Below are 17,121 nucleotides of genomic sequence, written 5' to 3' on the forward strand. Positions count from 1 at the left end.
CCTTTCATCATGGCCGTGGCATTCGGGGCTAGCGCCTGCTTTCTGGTGCCCTTCGGCTATCAGACGCATCTCATGGTGTATTCGACCGGGCGGTACCGGATGGGGAATTACTTACGGACCGGCCTGCCCCTGACAGTGGTCTACTCGGCGGCCGTCATCATCTTGATTCCACTCGTCTTTCCTTTCTGATCGATCGAAAACCGAGGCCCCAATCACCGTCACTTTCGCCTCCGGATTGGCACGCCGCATTTGCCAAACCCGTGGTCAGAAAATCGAAAGACAGGCCTACTGCCCTACCACGATCAAGCGCGGCCACTCCACCTACCGGATTTAAGAGGTACTCGGCCCGCTGCTCGGACTGGGTGGGTCCATCATCAAATTGTCATCTGAGTAGTTATCTTCAGCATGATTCTCACCGTCAGTGTTTTCGCCTTGGTTTTTGGACGAGTCTTTCTCCTTGGAATTATCCGGAGCGTTCATCGCTGCGACCGCCTCGACATCCTCCTCTGACGGTTCAACGCCAAGAGCCCGGCCACGCCGACCACTGCGCCGTTTCCCATAGTGCTGGGCAGCAGTTTCGTCGCTGCCATGCCCCATCAAGGCGGCGATTACGGTTGGTTTGAGGCCGGCTGCCTTCGCATTCGCGGCAAACTGATGGCGAGCACTGTAGAGCGTGATCTTTCGCTTGTAGCCGCGCAGTTTTCTCGCCCGCGCTAGGCTTTGCTGAATCGCCCGAAGACCGCACGGGTCTGCATCTTCATCCCCGGACTGCCGCTCCCTGCGTCGTTTGAGTGCACGAACTTTCATTGCCAAATTGCATCGCATACAAACTTTCAGATCCGTGGGCTCAATCGACCCGCGAGAGAAATGCAAAGTTCGATGGGAGCCAAACGAACGCCCTTGGGTCGCCTTGGCATTTCTGACGACAAGCCGGCTGTCGCACTCGGTCGCATCAGTCGGGCGATCGAAAAACGTGAACTGAGCCTCCGCCCATTCGCTAGGCCGTAGGCCGAACTGACATCCGGCAATCAACAGGTCGGCAGCAAGGTGGGCGCTCTTGGACCGCGTACTACGCAGTGCGCCGCACAGGCTTACCAATTCCCGAGGGTTGATGTGCTTTGCCTTCCCCGAACTTGTACCACTGGGCTTGGTAAAACGCCTGTCTATTCCCCGATCGCTTTCCCATTCCCTTTGCTCTTTGCCTTCGCGAATGCTGAGGACAGTTCGGCCGCCACGGAATTCGATGTAATACCGAACTGCCGCTCGGTACTGCCGCTGGGTAGCCTTGCCACGCTCCGCCAGAAAGTGATTATTGAACCAGGACTCAAACCATTCCGGCTCTTCCTCGGGATCTACCCCATCATGTGCCTGGGAAAACTGTCTTAGAATCGAACGCGCGCGTTTCAGGTAACTGTGATGCGTTTCTGGGGTAACTGCCTGAGATTGATGATCGCTTCCTTTCATAACAATAGACCGGTGGAGTTTTGGCTTCCTCCATATGTTACACGAACACCACAAACATGCGTGTAACACCTATGTCAGATTGGAATATCCGGGCCGGAAAGCGATCGACGGCTCTTCCCCGATCACGCAGCATCAAGACATTACACAGGTGACGTATTCCGGGTCTGCCCCCTGCAAAACAGAACGTTTCGCCCCTTAGTAAAAGCACGAAGGAGCGCTTCTTGCGCACCACGTCTGATCAGGCGGGGGTAATAGGCAACGCCGTCTCGACGAACAGCTTGAGGCGCTTTCGGCCGCGGAAGCTGTCGGCGACGGGGCGGTAGGCGATCTGCCAGTGACGGCCGGGGGGGAGTGGATCGGGGGCGCGGAACCAGATGGCGTCGACGGGTCGGGTATCCGGGTGGTCGAGCAGCCGCACCGACAGGCGCCAGTGCTTGCCGTCTTTCAGGGCGGTTTTCTCGAGCACTTCGAAGGTGTTGTCGAACAGCGGTTCGGGAAAGCCGGTGCCCCAGGGACCGTGGTGGTCGAGGGTGTCGATGAAGTCGAGGTGGAGGTCGGCGGCTTCCAGGGGGCCGTCGGTGATCACTTCGCGGCCATCGGGTAGCCGGTCGTGGTGACGAGCGACGGCCTGCGTGAAGGCCTGACGAAAGGCATCGAGTCGGTTGCGATCAAGGGACAGGCCGGCGGCCATGGCGTGTCCGCCGAAGCCGTCGATCAGGCCGGGGTGTCGGGCGTCGATCTCGACCAGCAGGTCGCGCAGGTGGATGCCGGATATCGAGCGACCGGAGCCCTTGAGCCGGCCGTCGTTTGTACCGACCTCGGCCGGGGCGAAGACGAACACGGGGCGCACCCAGCGGGTTTTCAAGCGCCCGGCGACGATGCCGATCACGCCGGGATGAAAGCCCGGATCGAAGCGCACCCAGTCGGCCGGGTTTGACGGCGGCGTATCGCCCTGCCCGGCCATCGCTCGATCGAGGTCGGCGGCGACGGTGTCGAGCATGTTGGCCTCGACGTCGCGACGTTGCCGGTTGATCTGATCGAGCGTGCCGGCCAGTCGGCGGGCCTCGGCCGCATCATCGGCGAGCAGGCATTCGACGCCAAGCCGCATGTTCTCCAACCGCCCGGCGGCGTTCAGGCGCGGACCGATGGCAAAGCCCAGATCGCTCGACCGGGCCTCGCGCGGGTCACGCCCGGCGACGGCAAACAGCGCCAGGATGCCCGGCGCGCAGGCGTGGGAGCGGATGCGGGCCAGGCCCTGGGCAACCAGGCGCCGGTTGTTGGCATCGAGTTCGACCACGTCGGCGATGGTGCCCAGGGCCACGAGATCCAGCCAGTTGGCAAGATTGGGCCGCTGACGCGTGGCGAACCAGCCACGCCGGTCGAGCTCGCCACGTACGGCGGCAAGCAGGTAGAAAGCCACGCCGACGCCCGCCAGCGCCGTCGAGCCGAAGGCCGCATCGGCGCGGTTGGGATTGACGATGGCATCGGCGGCGGGGAGCGTCTCGCCCGGCAGGTGATGGTCGGTGACCACCACGCGCGACCCGGCGGCCTTCGCGGCGGCGACCCCGGCGTGGGCGCTGATGCCGTTGTCGACGGTGAGGATCAACGCCGGTGGCGTGTCGAGTTCGTCCAGCAACGCCGGGCTCAGGCCATAACCGTGGCGCTGGCGATCGGGGATCAGGAAGTCGACCTGCTCGGCTCCCATGGCACGCAGGCCACGCAGGCACAGCGCCGTGGCAGTGGCGCCGTCGGCATCGAAGTCACCGACGATCAGGATGGATTCGTGGCGCTCGATGGCATCGCTGACCAGTCGAGCGGCCTCGTCCAGATCCGGCAGGCCGGCGGGCGGGAGGACCGCCTGCAGTCGATGATCGAGTTGTGCGGCCTCGGTAATGCCCCGCGCGGCGAGCACGCGGGCCAGCCGCGGGTTGAGATGTGCCAAGGCCTCGGTGGGTTCGCCCGCGGGGCGTCGCCGGATGCTGGCGACACCCAGAACGCGCGCGGCCTTGGGGCCGGCTTTTATCTCAGTGGTCATCGACCCACCCGCTGGAGCAGCCGGCGCCAGGCACGTCTCAGCGACGATTCCGGCTGCCATACCCCGCCCTGACCATCATCTAGGCGAATGCGCACGCCTGGACACTCGGCCTGCAGTCCCTCGAGCCAGGCATCGATAGAAGTCAGCTCTTCCTGGAAGCCCCCCAGATCGCCCTCCAGGCGGCACCACGCCGCCTCGGTCAGTAGCACGCGCACGGGCCTGCCGGCACGGATCGCCTCGCTTGTGGCCGCCACCTCGTCGTCTCGCCACGGGTTGGCCTCGAACGTGGCGAGCACGGCCGGCGAGTCGGTCAGGATCAGCCGCTCCCCGACGGGCGGTGACGGCAGTTCATCGGTCAGGGCACTCAGCCCATGCGGCCAGAAGCTGCTCAGAATGGGTTGGCCGTGGGCGGCGCGGCGGTCGTTGAGCGGTTGGGGGTAGAGCCACATCTGCAACTCGGTCAGCCATTGGCGCAGCAAGGGGTCACTGTGTTCCTCGTCGATAAACACGCCGGCGTTGCGGTTCAACAGGCAGGCCAGAGGCGCCCCGCCCCGCGTGAGGGCCGCGTTCGCCGGGCCGATCCCTTCCGGGCGCAATTGGGCCAGCAGGTAGAGCTGGCGACCCAGGCGAATGGCCTGCATGCCGTCTTCGGCCAGCCACGGGTTGAGCTTGGATAGCAACCCGTCGAGCTCCCCCTCGGTCAACGCGAGATAGCGGGGGCCGAGGGTGATGGCGTGATCGGTCTCGGGCTTGAGGTGAACCGGGTCGAAACACAGCAGCCGCTCGAAACCCTGCGCACGCCACTCGGCCACTTGTTGGGCAAACCCGGCGCGTGTGCCGCCGGCAAGGCGCCAGTCGCCCAGGGCGCGGGCCAGGGGATAATCGGGGGCGGTGATGGCAAGCGGCGTATCGGCGGACCCGGTCTCGTCCACGGCCGCCAGCGCGAGCGCATCGGGATCGTCACAGGCGATATCGTCAGGGCCTTCGACGGTCAATAAACCACGCTGGAACCGGCCACCGAGCAGATGGGGCAACGGGCGCTCGCCCGCCTCGGGGGCATCCAGACCCTCTCTCGGCCAGGTCCAGACGGGGTGCGAAAAGCCGCTCTGGTCATCGCCCGATGCGTCGAGCGGGTCAAGGCCCAGTACACCCAGTTCCACGTCAACGATTCCGCGCGTCACGCCTCGTCACCCAGCAAGGCATTATCCAGACCAAGCAACCGCCGGCCGCGGTGGTTGTGGCGAATGGAGAGCATGGCGGCGTATTCCGTCTCCACGTGCGCGATCGCCGCCATTGGCGCGTTCAGCACCCAGGCGCAGGCGACCCGCATGACAATCGCGTGCGAGAGCACCAGCACGGACTGGCCGGCGTGATTGGTCTCCAGGCGGGCAAGCCCGCGTGTGACGCGCTCGAAGAAATCGGCCATTGGCTCGCTGCCGGGCGGACGGCCGTCGACCGGGTCGGCGAGAAAGGCGGCGTGCTGTTCGGGGTAGCGCTCGGGGATCTCGGCATGCCGCAAGCCCTCCCAGGGGCCAAAGCCGATCTCGCGCAAGTCCGGGTCGACGACCAGTTGTAGTCCGCGGCGCTCGGCGACCGATGCGGCGAAGGCCTTGCAGCGACGCAGCGGCGAGGTGGCGACCACGTCCCAATCGGCCAACCCGCGCGCCTCGAGCATTTCCAGGCGTCGCTCGAGTTGCTGCCAGCCAAGGTCGCTCAACGGGTCGTCGACGGCATCGCCACGAAAGCGGCGGCCGCCGACGGGTTCGCCGTGGCGAATCAGGTCGAGTCGGGTGGTTTGAGAGGGCATGGACGCTCGGGGTTCGAATTCGAGGCGAGAGTCTAACAGCCGGGCGAGGGTCGCCGAGCGGGAAGCTCGGTTCGCCACAATCCGGTGAGAGCGGCTTGCGACGAACGGTGAGCGACGGCGGGCGCCGTCGGTCGGAAAGGAGGTTATCCGACCCGTGTCACTTCTTGCCGGCAACCAGCATGACCAGCCCAACAACGACGCTCACGCCACCGGCAATCCAGTAGATCATGGTGTTGTCGGTGTACTCGCCGGTGAACGCCTCGGAAAGTTGGTCTTCCAGACCTTGCGATGCCTGGTAACCGAAAAAGAGGAGGATGAGACCCAGTACAAGCAGGGCGATGCCGATAATTTGCTGCGTTTTCATGACGATTACTCCTGGAGCGGGAAACCGGGTCAAGTGTAGGCGGTCGTCCCAACCACTGCTTGGGCGTCTGAAACCTGCCGGATTGGTCGCGTGCCGAAAGAGAGCGGCAAGCGACCAATCCGGCGTTCGGTCACGGCACCCAGCCGATCATGGTGAGCACGGCCACCAGGGCCAACCCGAACAACAAGGCACGCAGCACGATGGCGTGGGCGGCTCGATACCAGGCGCGCTGGTCGGCGAGACAGGCGTTCTCGTCGAGGCATTCGTCGGCCCGCTCGACGTCGATCACGGCGTGACCCACCCGGGCGATCAGGCCGATCGACCCGGCCTCCCAACGATCCATGGCGCCGTGTTCGCGGCCCAGCACCGGGTCGCCACGCCAGGCATTCACCCCGCGCTGGAACGAGCCCGCCAGGAGCATCAGCACGGTGAACACCGGGGCCGCCGGTACAACGAGCAACGCATGCGCCTTCTTCTGCCAGCGGTGTAACCAGCCTGCCTTCGCCTCGTCTGCATCTCCCGGATCGCTCTCGCGCGCCAGCCACTCGGTCAGCCGATAAAAGAGCGCGCCGGCCGGGCCGAGCAACACGAACCAGAACAGCACCAGGAACCATTCGCTGAAGGCCAGCACGATGATGCGCTCGCCGGTCTGGCGGGTGGTCGCCGTGGCCGGATCGACCGGCGTGCCGTCGAACAGCACCCCCCGGGCCGACTCGACCGTCTCCTGATCCTCCCGGCCCGCCGCGTCCAGCAACTGCCGGTTGATCTCGGAGGTGTTGCGCGGGGTGATCACCAGCAGCAGCACGACCAGCGATACGAGCCAACCGATCCAGCCGTCACCGCCGGGGCCGAGCCACGCCAGCAAGACCAACGGCAGCAACAGCCAGACGATCAACCGGGCCGCGGTGGCGCCAATCATCCCGGCCAGCGTGTCGAACACCTCGACCGTGGCGCGATGCGGCCAACGATCGGCCCGCCATCGCTGGAACAATTCCAGGAATCGATCGAAGGCGATGACGAGTATCAGGATCAGGAGTTTCATCGCGTGGATACCCCAACGTTTGGCGGGAATGGAAAGGACGTCATGCGGTGGCAAGTCCGTCAGGCAGTCGGGAAGCCAGGTGCCCCCAGTCGAACGCCGGGCCGGGGTCGATCTTGCGGCCCGGGGCGATGTCACTGTGGCCACGCACGGCATGCACCGTTGGATAGGCGTGCTTGATTGCGGCGAGCACCTGGCCGAGCACTTCGTATTGCACGGCGGTGTAGGGCTCTGTGTCGGTCCCTTCGAGCTCGATGCCGATGGAGAAGTCGTTGCAGCGCGTGCGTTCGCCGTACCGCGACTGCCCCGCATGCCACGCGCGCCGATCGAAGGGGACGAACTGCGTGACCGAACCGTCACGATAGATCACGACATGGGCGGACACCCGCAGATCACGGATCTCATCGAAATAGGGGTGCTCGGCCGGATCGAGGTCATTGGTGAAAAACCGCTCGATGGCGGTGCCGCCGAACTCGCCCGGCGGCAGGGAGATGCCGTGGACCACCACCAGTTCGAGGCGCTCGTCGCGGGGACGCAGATCGTGGTTGGGCGAAGGGACATAGCGCACGCTGTCCAGGCGATGAGTGGCGGGATCGATATTCATTGCGGATCAGTCCTCAGTCCATTTGAGTGCGGCGGCCGGCCAGTGGGCCGACGACCACTCGCTGGCGACTTGTTCGTTCCATGCCTTGCCGCCCTGATGCGCGCAGAGGCCTTGTAATGCCACGTCGACGGTGGCCTCGCGCACGGCCTGCCGGTCGCCGGGGAAACGAAAGCGGGTCGCGAAGGCGACGATGCCCGACGCGGTCACCTCTGCGTCGACGGGTGAGCGATAGCCCCAGGCGATCCAGACCGTGCCGACCGGCTTGGTCTCGCTGCCACCCCCCGGCCCGGCCACTCCACTGATGGCGACGGCGTAATCGACATCGGCCCGCTCGATCGCCCCGCGCGCCATCGCCGTGACCACCTCGCCGGACACCGCGCCCACCTCGGCGAACAGGGAAGACGGCACCGCCAGGTCACGCTGTTTCGCGCGGTTGCTGTAGGTGACCCAGCCGCCCTCGAACCAGGCCGAGCTGCCGGCCCGTTCGGTCAGATTCGCCGCCAACAGCCCACCCGTGCAGGACTCGGCCACGGCCAGGTGCAGGCCACGCGCCTGGAGGGCCTCGCCCAGACACTGGATACGGGCGCGGCGATCGAGACCGTCGTCGGTCATCGCATCAAAGCCCGTCCAGTTGGGCGGTCGCTGCATTGGTTGGGCGTCTTCTGGCTCGGCCATCCTGCTTGCTTGTCCCTGGTGACGCCGGCTGCTCCCGAAGCAATCCGGGGGCCGGGTTTTGGTTACAATGCCGCGCATGACGAAACCGACATCGCCCCGCCCCGCCCCGTCCTCCCAGACGACCGGAGAGACCGACCCTCTCGGCGCGCATACCCCCATGATGCAGCAGTTTCTCGGGATCAAACAAGATTACCCCGACGTGCTGCTGTTCTATCGCATGGGCGATTTCTACGAGCTGTTTTTCGAGGACGCCCGTCACGCAGCGAGGCTGCTCGATCTCAACCTGACCCAACGCGGCACCTCGGCCGGCGAACCCATCCCGATGGCCGGCGTGCCGGTGCATGCCTACGAGGCGTACCTGGCGCGCCTGTTGAAGGCCGGCGAGTCGGTCGCCATCTGCGAGCAAGTCGGCGACGTGCAGGCCAAGGGGCCGATGAAGCGCGAGGTGGTCAAGGTGGTCACCCCGGGCACCGTCACCGATGAGGCCCTGCTCGAACAGCGCCAGGCCCATCGGCTGGTGGCGGTGGCGCGCACCCGTTCGCGGGGCCGTGAACGACTCGGCCTGGCGCACCTGGACCTTTCCAGCGGCCACTTCGCCATCATGGCGCCGAACGGACCGGACGAGTTGGCCACCGAGCTGGCCCGCGTCGACCCGCGCGAACTGCTGCTGCCCGAAGGGCTGCGCATCGAGGCGTTGACCGATAGCCTGTTCCGCGCCGAGGGGTTCAGCCGGGAACGCCCGATCTGGCACTTCTCGAGTGAGACGGCCACCGAACGGCTGTGCGCCCAGTTCGGCACGCGGGATCTGGCCGGCTTCGGCATTCATGCCGACAACCGCCAGTCTCTCGACGCGGCCCTGGGCGCGGCCGGGGCGCTGTGGCAGTACGTCAACGACACGCAGAAGACGCACCTCGGGCATATCGACGGGCTGGCCGTCGAGCAGACCAGTGATGCCCTGCTGCTCGACGTGCATACCCGCCGCCACCTGGAACTGTTCGAGGACAGCCAGGGGCGCCCGGACGGGGCGTTGATCGGCCTGCTCGACCGCACGGCCACCGGCATGGGCGCGCGCCGCCTGCGCGAGTGGCTGGCCCGCCCGCTGCGCGATCACGACGCACTCGCCGCCCGGCACCAGGCGATCGGCGAGCTGCGCGAGCGCCACCTGCCGGCCGCACTGTTCGACGCCCTGCGACAGGTCAATGACATCGAGCGGATCACCACGCGCATCGTGCTGGGCACGGCCCGGCCCCGCGATATGGCCGCCCTGCGTGACTCGTTGCACCAGTTGCCCTCCCTGACCGCCACCCTTGCCGCCTGCGACCAGCCGCTACTGACCACGCTGATCGACGAGCTGGCCGATCTGCCCGAGGTGCGCGAATTGCTGGATGCCGCGATTGCCGAAAAGCCCTCGGTCTGGCTGCGCGACGGCGGGGTGATCGCCGTCGGCTTCGACGAGGAGCTCGATCGACTGCGCGGGCTGTCCCAACGCGCCGACACCACGCTGACCGCCATGGAAGAGGACGCGCGGCGCCAGTCGGGCATCGACAACCTCAAGCTCGCCTACAACCGCGTCCACGGCTACTACTTCGAGGTGCCGCGCAGCCAGTCGGCGCGCATGCCGGAGACCTTCACCCGTCGCCAGACGCTTAAGTCCGTCGAGCGCTACACCAACGACACGCTCAAGACCTTCGAGCAGGAGGTGCTCACGGCGCGCGACCGATCGCTGGCCCGCGAGCGCGAATGCTTCGAGGGGCTGCTGGTCACCCTGGCCGGTCAGCAGGGCGAGTTGCGCCGGCGTGCCAATGCCCTGGCGGATCTGGACACGCTGGCCGCGCTGGCCGATGTCGCCGAACGCCACGGCTGGAACGCACCGCGCTTTCGCAAGGCACTGGGCGTGGATATCCGCCAGGGCCGCCACCCGGTGGTCGAGGCCAACAGCGAGGCGATCTTCGTGCCCAACGATGCCGAGCTGGCACCGGACCGGCGCATGCTGCTGATCACCGGCCCGAACATGGGCGGCAAGTCGACCTACATGCGCCAGACCGCGCTGATCGTGCTGCTGGCCCATGCCGGGGCGCACGTGCCGGCCGAGGGGGCCGAGATCGGACCCATCGACCGCATCTTCACCCGCATCGGCGCCTCCGACGATCTGGCCTCGGGGCGCTCGACCTTCATGGTGGAGATGACCGAGACCGCGGAGATCCTGCATCACGCCACCGAGCGCTCGCTGGTACTGATCGACGAGATCGGGCGGGGCACCTCGACCTTCGACGGCCTGGCCCTGGCGTGGGCGGTCGCCGAGCACCTGTTGCAGAAGAACCGCGCCATGACGCTGTTCGCCACCCACTACTTCGAGCTGACGACGCTCTCCGAGCAGTTCGAGACGCTGATCAACGTGCACCTCGAGGCGATCACGCACAACGGCGAGCTGGTGTTCCTGCATGGGGTGAAGGACGGCCCGGCCAACCAGAGCTACGGCATCGACGTCGCCCGGCTGGCCGGCCTGCCCCGCCCCACCATCCGGCGGGCGCGCGGGCTGCTGGAAAAACTCGAGTGGCAGTCCCATGCCGGCGGCGAGGTGCCGCAACTGGACCTGTTCGCGGCCGAAGCGCCCACCGAGATCGCCGAACCCGAGCCCGACCCGTTGCTCGAGGCCATCGACGCACTCGATCCGGACGAGCTCTCGCCGCGCGCCGCACTCGACCTGCTTTACGAGTGGAAGACGCACCGCGAGCAAGACCTCTGAGCCGCCCCTTGTTTCGAAAGATATACTGAGTCCATGCCATCATCCGCCGACCGACCGCTAGTCTCTCTTACCGTGGCCGGCATCGCCCGCCGTGACGACGAGTACCTGATCGTCGAGGAACGGATCCGCGGCCAGCGCTACCTCAATCAGCCGGCCGGGCACGTCGAGCCGGGCGAAACCCTGCTCGAGGCGGTGATCCGCGAGGTACGCGAGGAGACCCGCTTTGCCTTCGAGCCGACCGAACTGCTGGGGCTGTACCATGACAACCCGCACCAGGGTCGGCGCGTGCTGCGGGTGGCGATCATCGGCGACATCGGCGATGCCCCGGACGACGAGCCCCTCGACGAGGGCATCCTTGCCGCGCACTTCATGAGCCGCGAGGCGATCGAGCGCTCGGCCCTGCCGCACCGCTCGCCGTTCGTCACCGCCGCGATCCGCGACTTCGAACGGGGGCGCCGCTACCCCCTCGACCTGCTGAACTCGCTTTGATGACCGATACCCGTTTCGACAATCTGATCCCCCCGGCCCCGGCCGATGCCCCGCGCGTCATGGTGGGCATGTCCGGCGGCGTGGATTCCTCGGTGGCCGCCCTGCTTCTCAAGCAGGCCGGCTACCGCGTCGAGGGCCTGTTCATGAAGAACTGGGAGGGTGACGACGACGAGGATTTCTGCGCCGCCAAGGACGACATGCTCGATGCCATGGCGGTGGCCGACAAGCTCGGCATCGAGTTCCATTTCGTCAATTTCGCCGCCGAGTACTGGGACCGGGTCTTCGAGCACTTCCTGGCCGAATACCAGGCCGGACGCACGCCCAACCCGGACATCCTCTGCAATCGCGAGATCAAGTTCCGCGCCTTCCTCGACCATGCCCGCGCGCTGGGTGCCGATGCGATCGCCACCGGTCACTATGTACGACGGCTCGACGACGAGACCGGCGTGCACCTGGCGCGCGGCGTGGATGCCAACAAGGACCAGAGCTACTTCCTGCACGCATTGACGCGCGAACAGGTCGGCGCAGCCTATTTCCCGGTCGGTGAGCTGGAAAAGCCGCGCGTACGCGAGATCGCCGCTGCCCATGATCTCGTCACGGCGGACAAGAAGGACTCGACCGGTATCTGTTTCATCGGCGAGCGTCGGTTCGCCGATTTTCTCAAGACCTACCTGCCCGCCCAGCCAGGGCCGATCGAGACCCTTGACGGCGAACGACTGGGCACCCACCAGGGCCTGATGTACCACACCATCGGCCAGCGCCAGGGGTTGGGCATCGGCGGCACGAAAACCCATGGCGACGCGCCGTGGTACGTGGTGGGCAAGGATCTCGAGACCAACACGCTGCTGGTCGCCCAGGGCAAGAACCATCCGGCCCTGTTCGCCGACCGGCTGGAGGCCGAGCAGGTCCACTGGATCGAGCCGCCACCGACCGACCGGCCAATGAGCGCCAAGATCCGCTACCGTCAGCCCGATCAGGCAGTCAGCATCGAGCAGACGGGCGATCGCCTGATCGCCACGTTCGCCGAGCCACAACGGGCCATCACCCCCGGCCAGTCGGTGGTGTTCTATGATGGACCCATCTGTCTGGGCGGTGCGGTGATTACCCGCGCCCTGCCCCGGGACTGACTCTCGACACTCATCCAACCGATTCAGGACGCATGGCACAAGATACCGACGACCAATTGATCGCCATGGCCGGCATGACCCAGGCCGTCCAGTTGATCCAGACGCTCGCCTACGAAGGGCGTGTCGCCGATCAACAGGCGTTAGAGGGGAGCATTGGTTCGCTGTTCGCTTTCGACGCGCCCGACACGGCCAGCATCTACGGCGGCCTGCCCGGGGTGCGCTTCGGCATGACGCGCCTGACCGAACTGCTGGCCGGCAACTCGCGCGCGCCGCGTGATCTCGAGTTGACCCGCTACCTGGTCACGCTGTTTGCCGTGACCAAGGCCTTTCGTCGCGATGACGAGATGGCCGGCAAATTGTTCAGCCGACTCGAGGAACTCAAGCCGGCCTTCGATCAGCACGGCGCCGACAGTGGCCTGATGGCCGATCTGAACAACCTCTACCGCGGCACCCTGAGCAACCTGCCGCAAAAGTTCGTCATCAACGGCGAGAAGCATCACCTCGAGGACATGGCCATCTCCTCGTCGGTACGCGGACTGCTGCTCGCCGGGGTGCGTGCCACCATCCTGTTCGACCAGGTCGGTGGCCGACGCTGGCGCCTGCTTTTCCAGCGCGGCAAGTACCTGGCCCGTGCCGAGGAAATCGTTCGGCACCTCTGAACCGCCCGACAACCGGCCGCCCTTTTCACAGGATCATCGCATGCCCGAACAGCTGCTCCGGATGCTCACCGAACGCCACGCGGACGATCCGGTCGGCACGCTGGTTGCCACCATCGACTGGTTGCGTCCCGGTTCGGACGAGGATGCCTCGGCGGCAATCGAACGCATCGATCAATTGCAGGCGACGCTGGAGGCAAACCCCAGTGTGCAGGCGGCCCTTCATGAGCGCCTCGGGGATTGGCTCGACGAGGCGCGATTCTTCCAGATCCTGGCCGGCCTCGGCCTGTTCTCGCGACGCGGCTTCCTGCGGGAGCTGGGCCAGCGGGTCTACGAGCGCCTGAATCCGGCACCGGCCGACCCGATGAGCGTGCGTGACGTGTTCTACCTCGCATTCCACGAGGCCGATGATGGTGACTGGGTGGCACAGGTGCCGCCGGCCTGCTGGGTGAGGCTGATGCGGGCGCTCTGGCCCTGGTCGCCGGACGACGCCGGCCAGAAAGGCAGGGATCGGCTCACGCGCGAGACGCTTTACGCCGTGGAGATGCTCGCCATCTGGATCGCCGCCGAGGAGTTCGAGCCCGACATCCTGCGGCTCGACCCGAGCATGGCGACACGCGATTCCAGTTTCATCGCCCTGCAGCGAGAAGTGGGCGCGTACGTGCGCGACTACGGCGGCTGGATGGACGGCAAGCTCGAGGACTTCCACGACGATGCCCACATCCGGGTCCTGCTCGAGCAATGCACCGAGGAAATCGAACGCCTGCAACGCCGCGCGGTCACGCGTGGGACCAGTATCGCGTTGACCCATCTGCTGGAGCGACTCGGCCAGACCATCGATCGGATCGAACGACTACTCGACATCCTCGATCCCAAGGCATGCGAGCAGTGCAACGCACGATCGACGGCCCTGTTCACCGAGCTGGTCGAGGCCAGCTCCGAACGTCGCGGTATCCGCCCGCTGATCCGCCGCAGCGTGCGTCAACTCGCGCGCAGCGTCACCGAGAACGCCAGTGACAAGGGCGAACACTACATCGCTGGCGACCGACCCGCCTACTACCGAATGCTGGCCTCGGGGCTGGCCGGCGGGCTGATCATCGCCATGATGGCGCTACTGAAGATTCACATCCTGGAGAGCGACTTTGCGCGCCTCTCTGAAACCGTGCTGGTGAGTCTCAATTACGGGCTGGGCTTCGTCCTGATTCACATCCTGCACGGAACCGTGGCCACCAAGCAGCCGGCGATGACGGCGGCGAGCATCGCCGAGCAGGTCGAACAGGGCGAACACGGCCGGGCAAACCCCCGCAAGCTCGCCGATCTCCTGCTGCGCGTGGGACGCACCCAGTTCGTCGCCATCGCCGGCAACGTCATTGCCGCACTTACGCTTGCCTACCTGATCGCGTGGTTCTGGCAACAGCAGGCGGGTGTCACCCTGATTGGCCCGGAACGGGCCGCGTACATGCTCGAGGGCATCAATCCCGTGACCGGCCTGGCCCTGTTCTATGCCGCCATTGCCGGCGTCTGGCTCTTCCTCTCGGGCCTGATCGCGGGGTTTTTCGACAACCGGGCCGCGTATCTGGGCCTTGAAGCGCGGCTGCGTGAACACCCGCTGCTGCAACGTTTGCTGCCGCAGGGAGCCCGTCACCGGCTGGCTGCCTACATCGATGGCCATTACGGCGCCCTGATCAGCAACTTCGCCTTCGGCGTGATGCTCGGCTCTACCGGCTATGTGGGCTACCTGCTTGGCCTGCCACTCGACATTCGCCACGTCGCCTTCTCGTCGGCGGATCTGGGCTACGCGATGTCGCACGAGTTCGTCGGGCCGCTGATGTTCGTCCTGTTGCTGGGCTTCGTGCTGCTGATCGGCGCGGTCAACCTCACGGTGAGCTTCGCCCTGGCGCTCAACGTCGCCCTGCGGGCGCGCGGTACCCGCATCGCCCGGCCCCGCAACCTTGCGCGGGCGTACTGGCAACTGATCCGTGAGCGCCCGGCAAGCCTGGTCTATCCACCCGCCGGGCCTAATGTCGAATCACCGGATGCGGCGTCCGACAGTGCCGAACCGGAATCCGCATCCAGCGAGCAGCCCGGCGATCAATCGACAGGCCGCCAGTGACAGCCTGTGAGAAGCCGCCCTCCCCTTCGCGCATCGGACAACGGGGCGGCGGGGCAACGGACAAGGAAACGACCGAGCAGGCCCACCGCCTCCGGCTTAGGTCGTAGCGACAACACGACAAAGCAACCAGACAAGAAAAACCGCCAGTGAGCCTTGCTCGACTGGCGGTTTTTCATGCGTAGGCGATCCCGCGGGCGGGCTAAGGACCTGTCAGACCTGTAGGTGTTTCCGCAACTGGTACTGCCAGATAAAGCCGATCACCGAGAAGACGGCGAAGATGCAGGCCGACACGGCCCAGAACTCCCAGCCCTTGGGCTCAATACCGCCGATCGAGTATTCGATATAGAGACCCGTGCCCATGCCGGTGACGAAGTAGACCAGCCATTCGACGATCCGCCACCAGAACGACTTTTGGCGGCCCGGCTCGACCACCGGGATCGCCAGGAACAGTCGCTGATTGATGAACGGCAGGTTCGCCAGGACGAACAGCCCGATCAGGTAGCTCGCGATAATCCAGTCGGCGATCATGTAGGCCTCGTTTCGATGGCGTGTGAGAGTGTCGGGTTACAGTCCGAAGGCACCGGCCGTCAGTGCGGTCAGGCCGGTCGGGTACAGGCCGAAGATCAGCATCGAGGCGCCGCTGAGCACCAGCACGCCTCGTACATTGAGATCGGCCTGGATGGGGCTGGTGTCCTCCGGCTGGTCAAAGTAGACCATCTTGACCGCGCGCAGGTAGTAGAACGCCCCGATCACCGCCGTGACCACGGCGAAGGTGGCGAGCCACCACAGGCCCACCCCGACGATCGACTGCAGCACGGCCAGTTTCGCCCAGAAGCCGAAGGTGAACGGGATGCCGGCCATCGAGAACATCAGCAACAGGAAGACGAATGCCATCACCGGGCTACGATCGTTGAGCCCCTTCAGGTCGTCCATGCTCTCGGCCTCGAAGCCCTGGCGGGCCAGCAGCAAGATGATGCCGAAGCCACCGATGGTCATCACGGCATAGGCGATGGTGTAGAACAACGCGGCGGCGTACCCCTCGTTGGTACCGGCCAGCACACCCAGCAGGATGAAACCGACGTGACCGATGGTCGAGTAGGTCAGCATCCGCTTGAAGCTGGTCTGCGCAATGGCGACCACGTTGCCGATCGCCATCGACAGCATCGCCACGACGATCAGCATCGGCTGCCAGTCGGCGAACAACGGCCCCATGCCATCGACCAGCAGGCGCATCACCAGGGCGAGCGCGGCGACCTTCGGTGCGGCGGCCAGATACAGCGTCACGGCCGTGGGCGCCCCTTCGTAGACGTCGGGCAACCACATGTGGAACGGGGCGATGCCCATCTTGAACACCGCGCCGACCACGATGAGCACCAAGGCGGCCTTGAGCGCCATCGAGTCCTCACCGCCGGCGACCGACTCGGCAATCGCGGTCAGGGTCAGGTCACCGGTCACGCCGTAGAGCAGCGACATGCCGTAGAGCAAGATGCCCGAGGCCAGTGCACCCAGCACGAAGTACTTCATCGCTGCCTCGGAGGCGCGACCGTCGTCACGCTTAAAGGCGGTCATGGCATACAGCGCGAGCGACATCAGCTCCAGGCCGAGATAGAGCAGCAGCAGGTGGTTCGAGGAGATGGTGATCATCATCCCCAGCACGCCGAACAGGCCGAGCATGTAGTACTCGCCCTTGTCGATGCCGCGCTGGCGCAGGTAGGTGCGCGAGATGACGAACACCGCCGCGACCAGCACGTAGACCACCAGCTTCATCAGATCGGCCATGGGATCGTTGACCACCATGTCGCCGAAGCTCATCCGCACGCTGTCATCCATCTGCACCAGCGTGATCACGAACAGCGCGACCAGGGTGAGGATGGAGAGCACGAAGCTCACCGTCGGCCCGCGCTTGGGCAGGAACGGATCGACGAGCAGGATCAGGCACGCCATCGCCGCGAGGACGATTTCGGGAAGGACCGGTTGCAGGTTCAGTGAGGCGAGTGTCATA

Annotated in this window: 15 protein-coding genes and 1 pseudogene; 6 read left to right on the forward strand and 10 right to left on the reverse strand. The window is 65.7% G+C overall.

Annotation, left to right across the window (positions count from 1 at the left end; translation table 11 throughout):
* A pseudogene (locus ABGV18_RS06125) lies at window positions 1-189 on the forward strand (SLC13 family permease); the annotation flags it as partial.
* 141 nt (window positions 190-330) lie between these two features.
* On the opposite strand, the gene ABGV18_RS06130 reads toward ABGV18_RS06125, so the two are convergent.
* The 8 genes from ABGV18_RS06130 to ABGV18_RS06165 form a co-directional block, all read right to left on the reverse strand.
* Window positions 331-1,464, reverse strand: coding sequence for a hypothetical protein (locus ABGV18_RS06130; RefSeq protein ID WP_396585264.1), 1,134 nt, complete (start codon window positions 1,462-1,464; stop codon window positions 331-333).
* Between the two features lie 238 nt (window positions 1,465-1,702).
* Window positions 1,703-3,499, reverse strand: a complete 1,797-nt coding sequence (gene recJ, locus ABGV18_RS06135; RefSeq protein ID WP_396581972.1) for a single-stranded-DNA-specific exonuclease RecJ — start codon at window positions 3,497-3,499, stop codon at window positions 1,703-1,705.
* On the reverse strand, window positions 3,496-4,680 hold the full coding sequence (locus ABGV18_RS06140; RefSeq protein ID WP_396581973.1) for a hypothetical protein: 1,185 nt from the start codon (window positions 4,678-4,680) through the stop codon (window positions 3,496-3,498). The genes recJ and ABGV18_RS06140 overlap by 4 nt, the downstream gene beginning before the upstream one ends.
* Window positions 4,677-5,306, reverse strand: coding sequence for a histidine phosphatase family protein (locus ABGV18_RS06145; RefSeq protein ID WP_396581974.1), 630 nt, complete (start codon window positions 5,304-5,306; stop codon window positions 4,677-4,679). The genes ABGV18_RS06140 and ABGV18_RS06145 overlap by 4 nt, the downstream gene beginning before the upstream one ends.
* A gap of 157 nt (window positions 5,307-5,463) precedes the next feature.
* On the reverse strand, window positions 5,464-5,670 hold the full coding sequence (locus tag ABGV18_RS06150) for a DUF3185 family protein (RefSeq protein ID WP_396585265.1): 207 nt from the start codon (window positions 5,668-5,670) through the stop codon (window positions 5,464-5,466).
* Between the two features lie 130 nt (window positions 5,671-5,800).
* Window positions 5,801-6,712 carry a regulatory signaling modulator protein AmpE gene (gene ampE / locus ABGV18_RS06155; protein WP_396585266.1) on the reverse strand — a complete coding sequence of 304 codons (912 nt, stop codon included), beginning with the start codon at window positions 6,710-6,712 and terminating at the stop codon, window positions 5,801-5,803.
* Window positions 6,713-6,752: 40 nt separating this feature from the next.
* Window positions 6,753-7,313, reverse strand: a complete 561-nt coding sequence (ampD, locus tag ABGV18_RS06160) for a 1,6-anhydro-N-acetylmuramyl-L-alanine amidase AmpD (RefSeq protein WP_396585267.1) — start codon at window positions 7,311-7,313, stop codon at window positions 6,753-6,755.
* 6 nt (window positions 7,314-7,319) lie between these two features.
* Entirely contained in the window at window positions 7,320-7,988 is a 669-nt protein-coding gene (locus tag ABGV18_RS06165) for a nicotinamide-nucleotide amidohydrolase family protein (protein WP_396585268.1), read from the reverse strand.
* Between the two features lie 157 nt (window positions 7,989-8,145).
* Here ABGV18_RS06165 and mutS point away from each other — a divergent pair, with 157 nt between their 5' ends.
* From mutS to ABGV18_RS06190, 5 genes are read left to right on the forward strand one after another with little or no spacing between them, the layout of a single operon-like run.
* Entirely contained in the window at window positions 8,146-10,734 is a 2,589-nt protein-coding gene (gene mutS, locus ABGV18_RS06170; RefSeq protein WP_396585269.1) for a DNA mismatch repair protein MutS, read from the forward strand.
* Window positions 10,735-10,767: 33 nt separating this feature from the next.
* The gene (locus ABGV18_RS06175) at window positions 10,768-11,223 is read left to right on the forward strand and encodes an NUDIX domain-containing protein (protein WP_396585270.1); all 456 of its coding nucleotides are present in this window, start codon (window positions 10,768-10,770) and stop codon (window positions 11,221-11,223) included.
* On the forward strand, window positions 11,223-12,350 hold the full coding sequence (gene mnmA, locus ABGV18_RS06180) for a tRNA 2-thiouridine(34) synthase MnmA (protein WP_396585271.1): 1,128 nt from the start codon (window positions 11,223-11,225) through the stop codon (window positions 12,348-12,350). The genes ABGV18_RS06175 and mnmA overlap by 1 nt, the downstream gene beginning before the upstream one ends.
* Before the next feature lie 32 nt (window positions 12,351-12,382).
* Entirely contained in the window at window positions 12,383-13,009 is a 627-nt protein-coding gene (locus ABGV18_RS06185; protein ID WP_396585272.1) for a DUF489 family protein, read from the forward strand.
* A gap of 40 nt (window positions 13,010-13,049) precedes the next feature.
* Window positions 13,050-15,119 (forward strand): site-specific recombinase, encoded by a 2,070-nt coding sequence (locus ABGV18_RS06190; RefSeq protein ID WP_396585273.1) that lies wholly within the window; start codon window positions 13,050-13,052, stop codon window positions 15,117-15,119.
* Between the two features lie 210 nt (window positions 15,120-15,329).
* Here ABGV18_RS06190 and ABGV18_RS06195 read toward each other — a convergent pair whose 3' ends face one another.
* Both ABGV18_RS06195 and nuoN read right to left on the reverse strand, forming a co-directional pair.
* Complete coding sequence (locus ABGV18_RS06195) at window positions 15,330-15,647, reverse strand: DUF2818 family protein (protein WP_396585274.1); 318 nt, start codon at window positions 15,645-15,647, stop codon at window positions 15,330-15,332.
* Between the two features lie 36 nt (window positions 15,648-15,683).
* On the reverse strand, window positions 15,684-17,120 hold the full coding sequence (nuoN, locus tag ABGV18_RS06200; protein ID WP_396585275.1) for an NADH-quinone oxidoreductase subunit NuoN: 1,437 nt from the start codon (window positions 17,118-17,120) through the stop codon (window positions 15,684-15,686).
* Window position 17,121 lies beyond the last annotated feature (1 nt).

This window comes from Guyparkeria halopsychrophila (assembly GCF_044582135.1).
In the GTDB taxonomy this organism is placed as follows: Bacteria; Pseudomonadota; Gammaproteobacteria; order Halothiobacillales; family Halothiobacillaceae; genus Guyparkeria.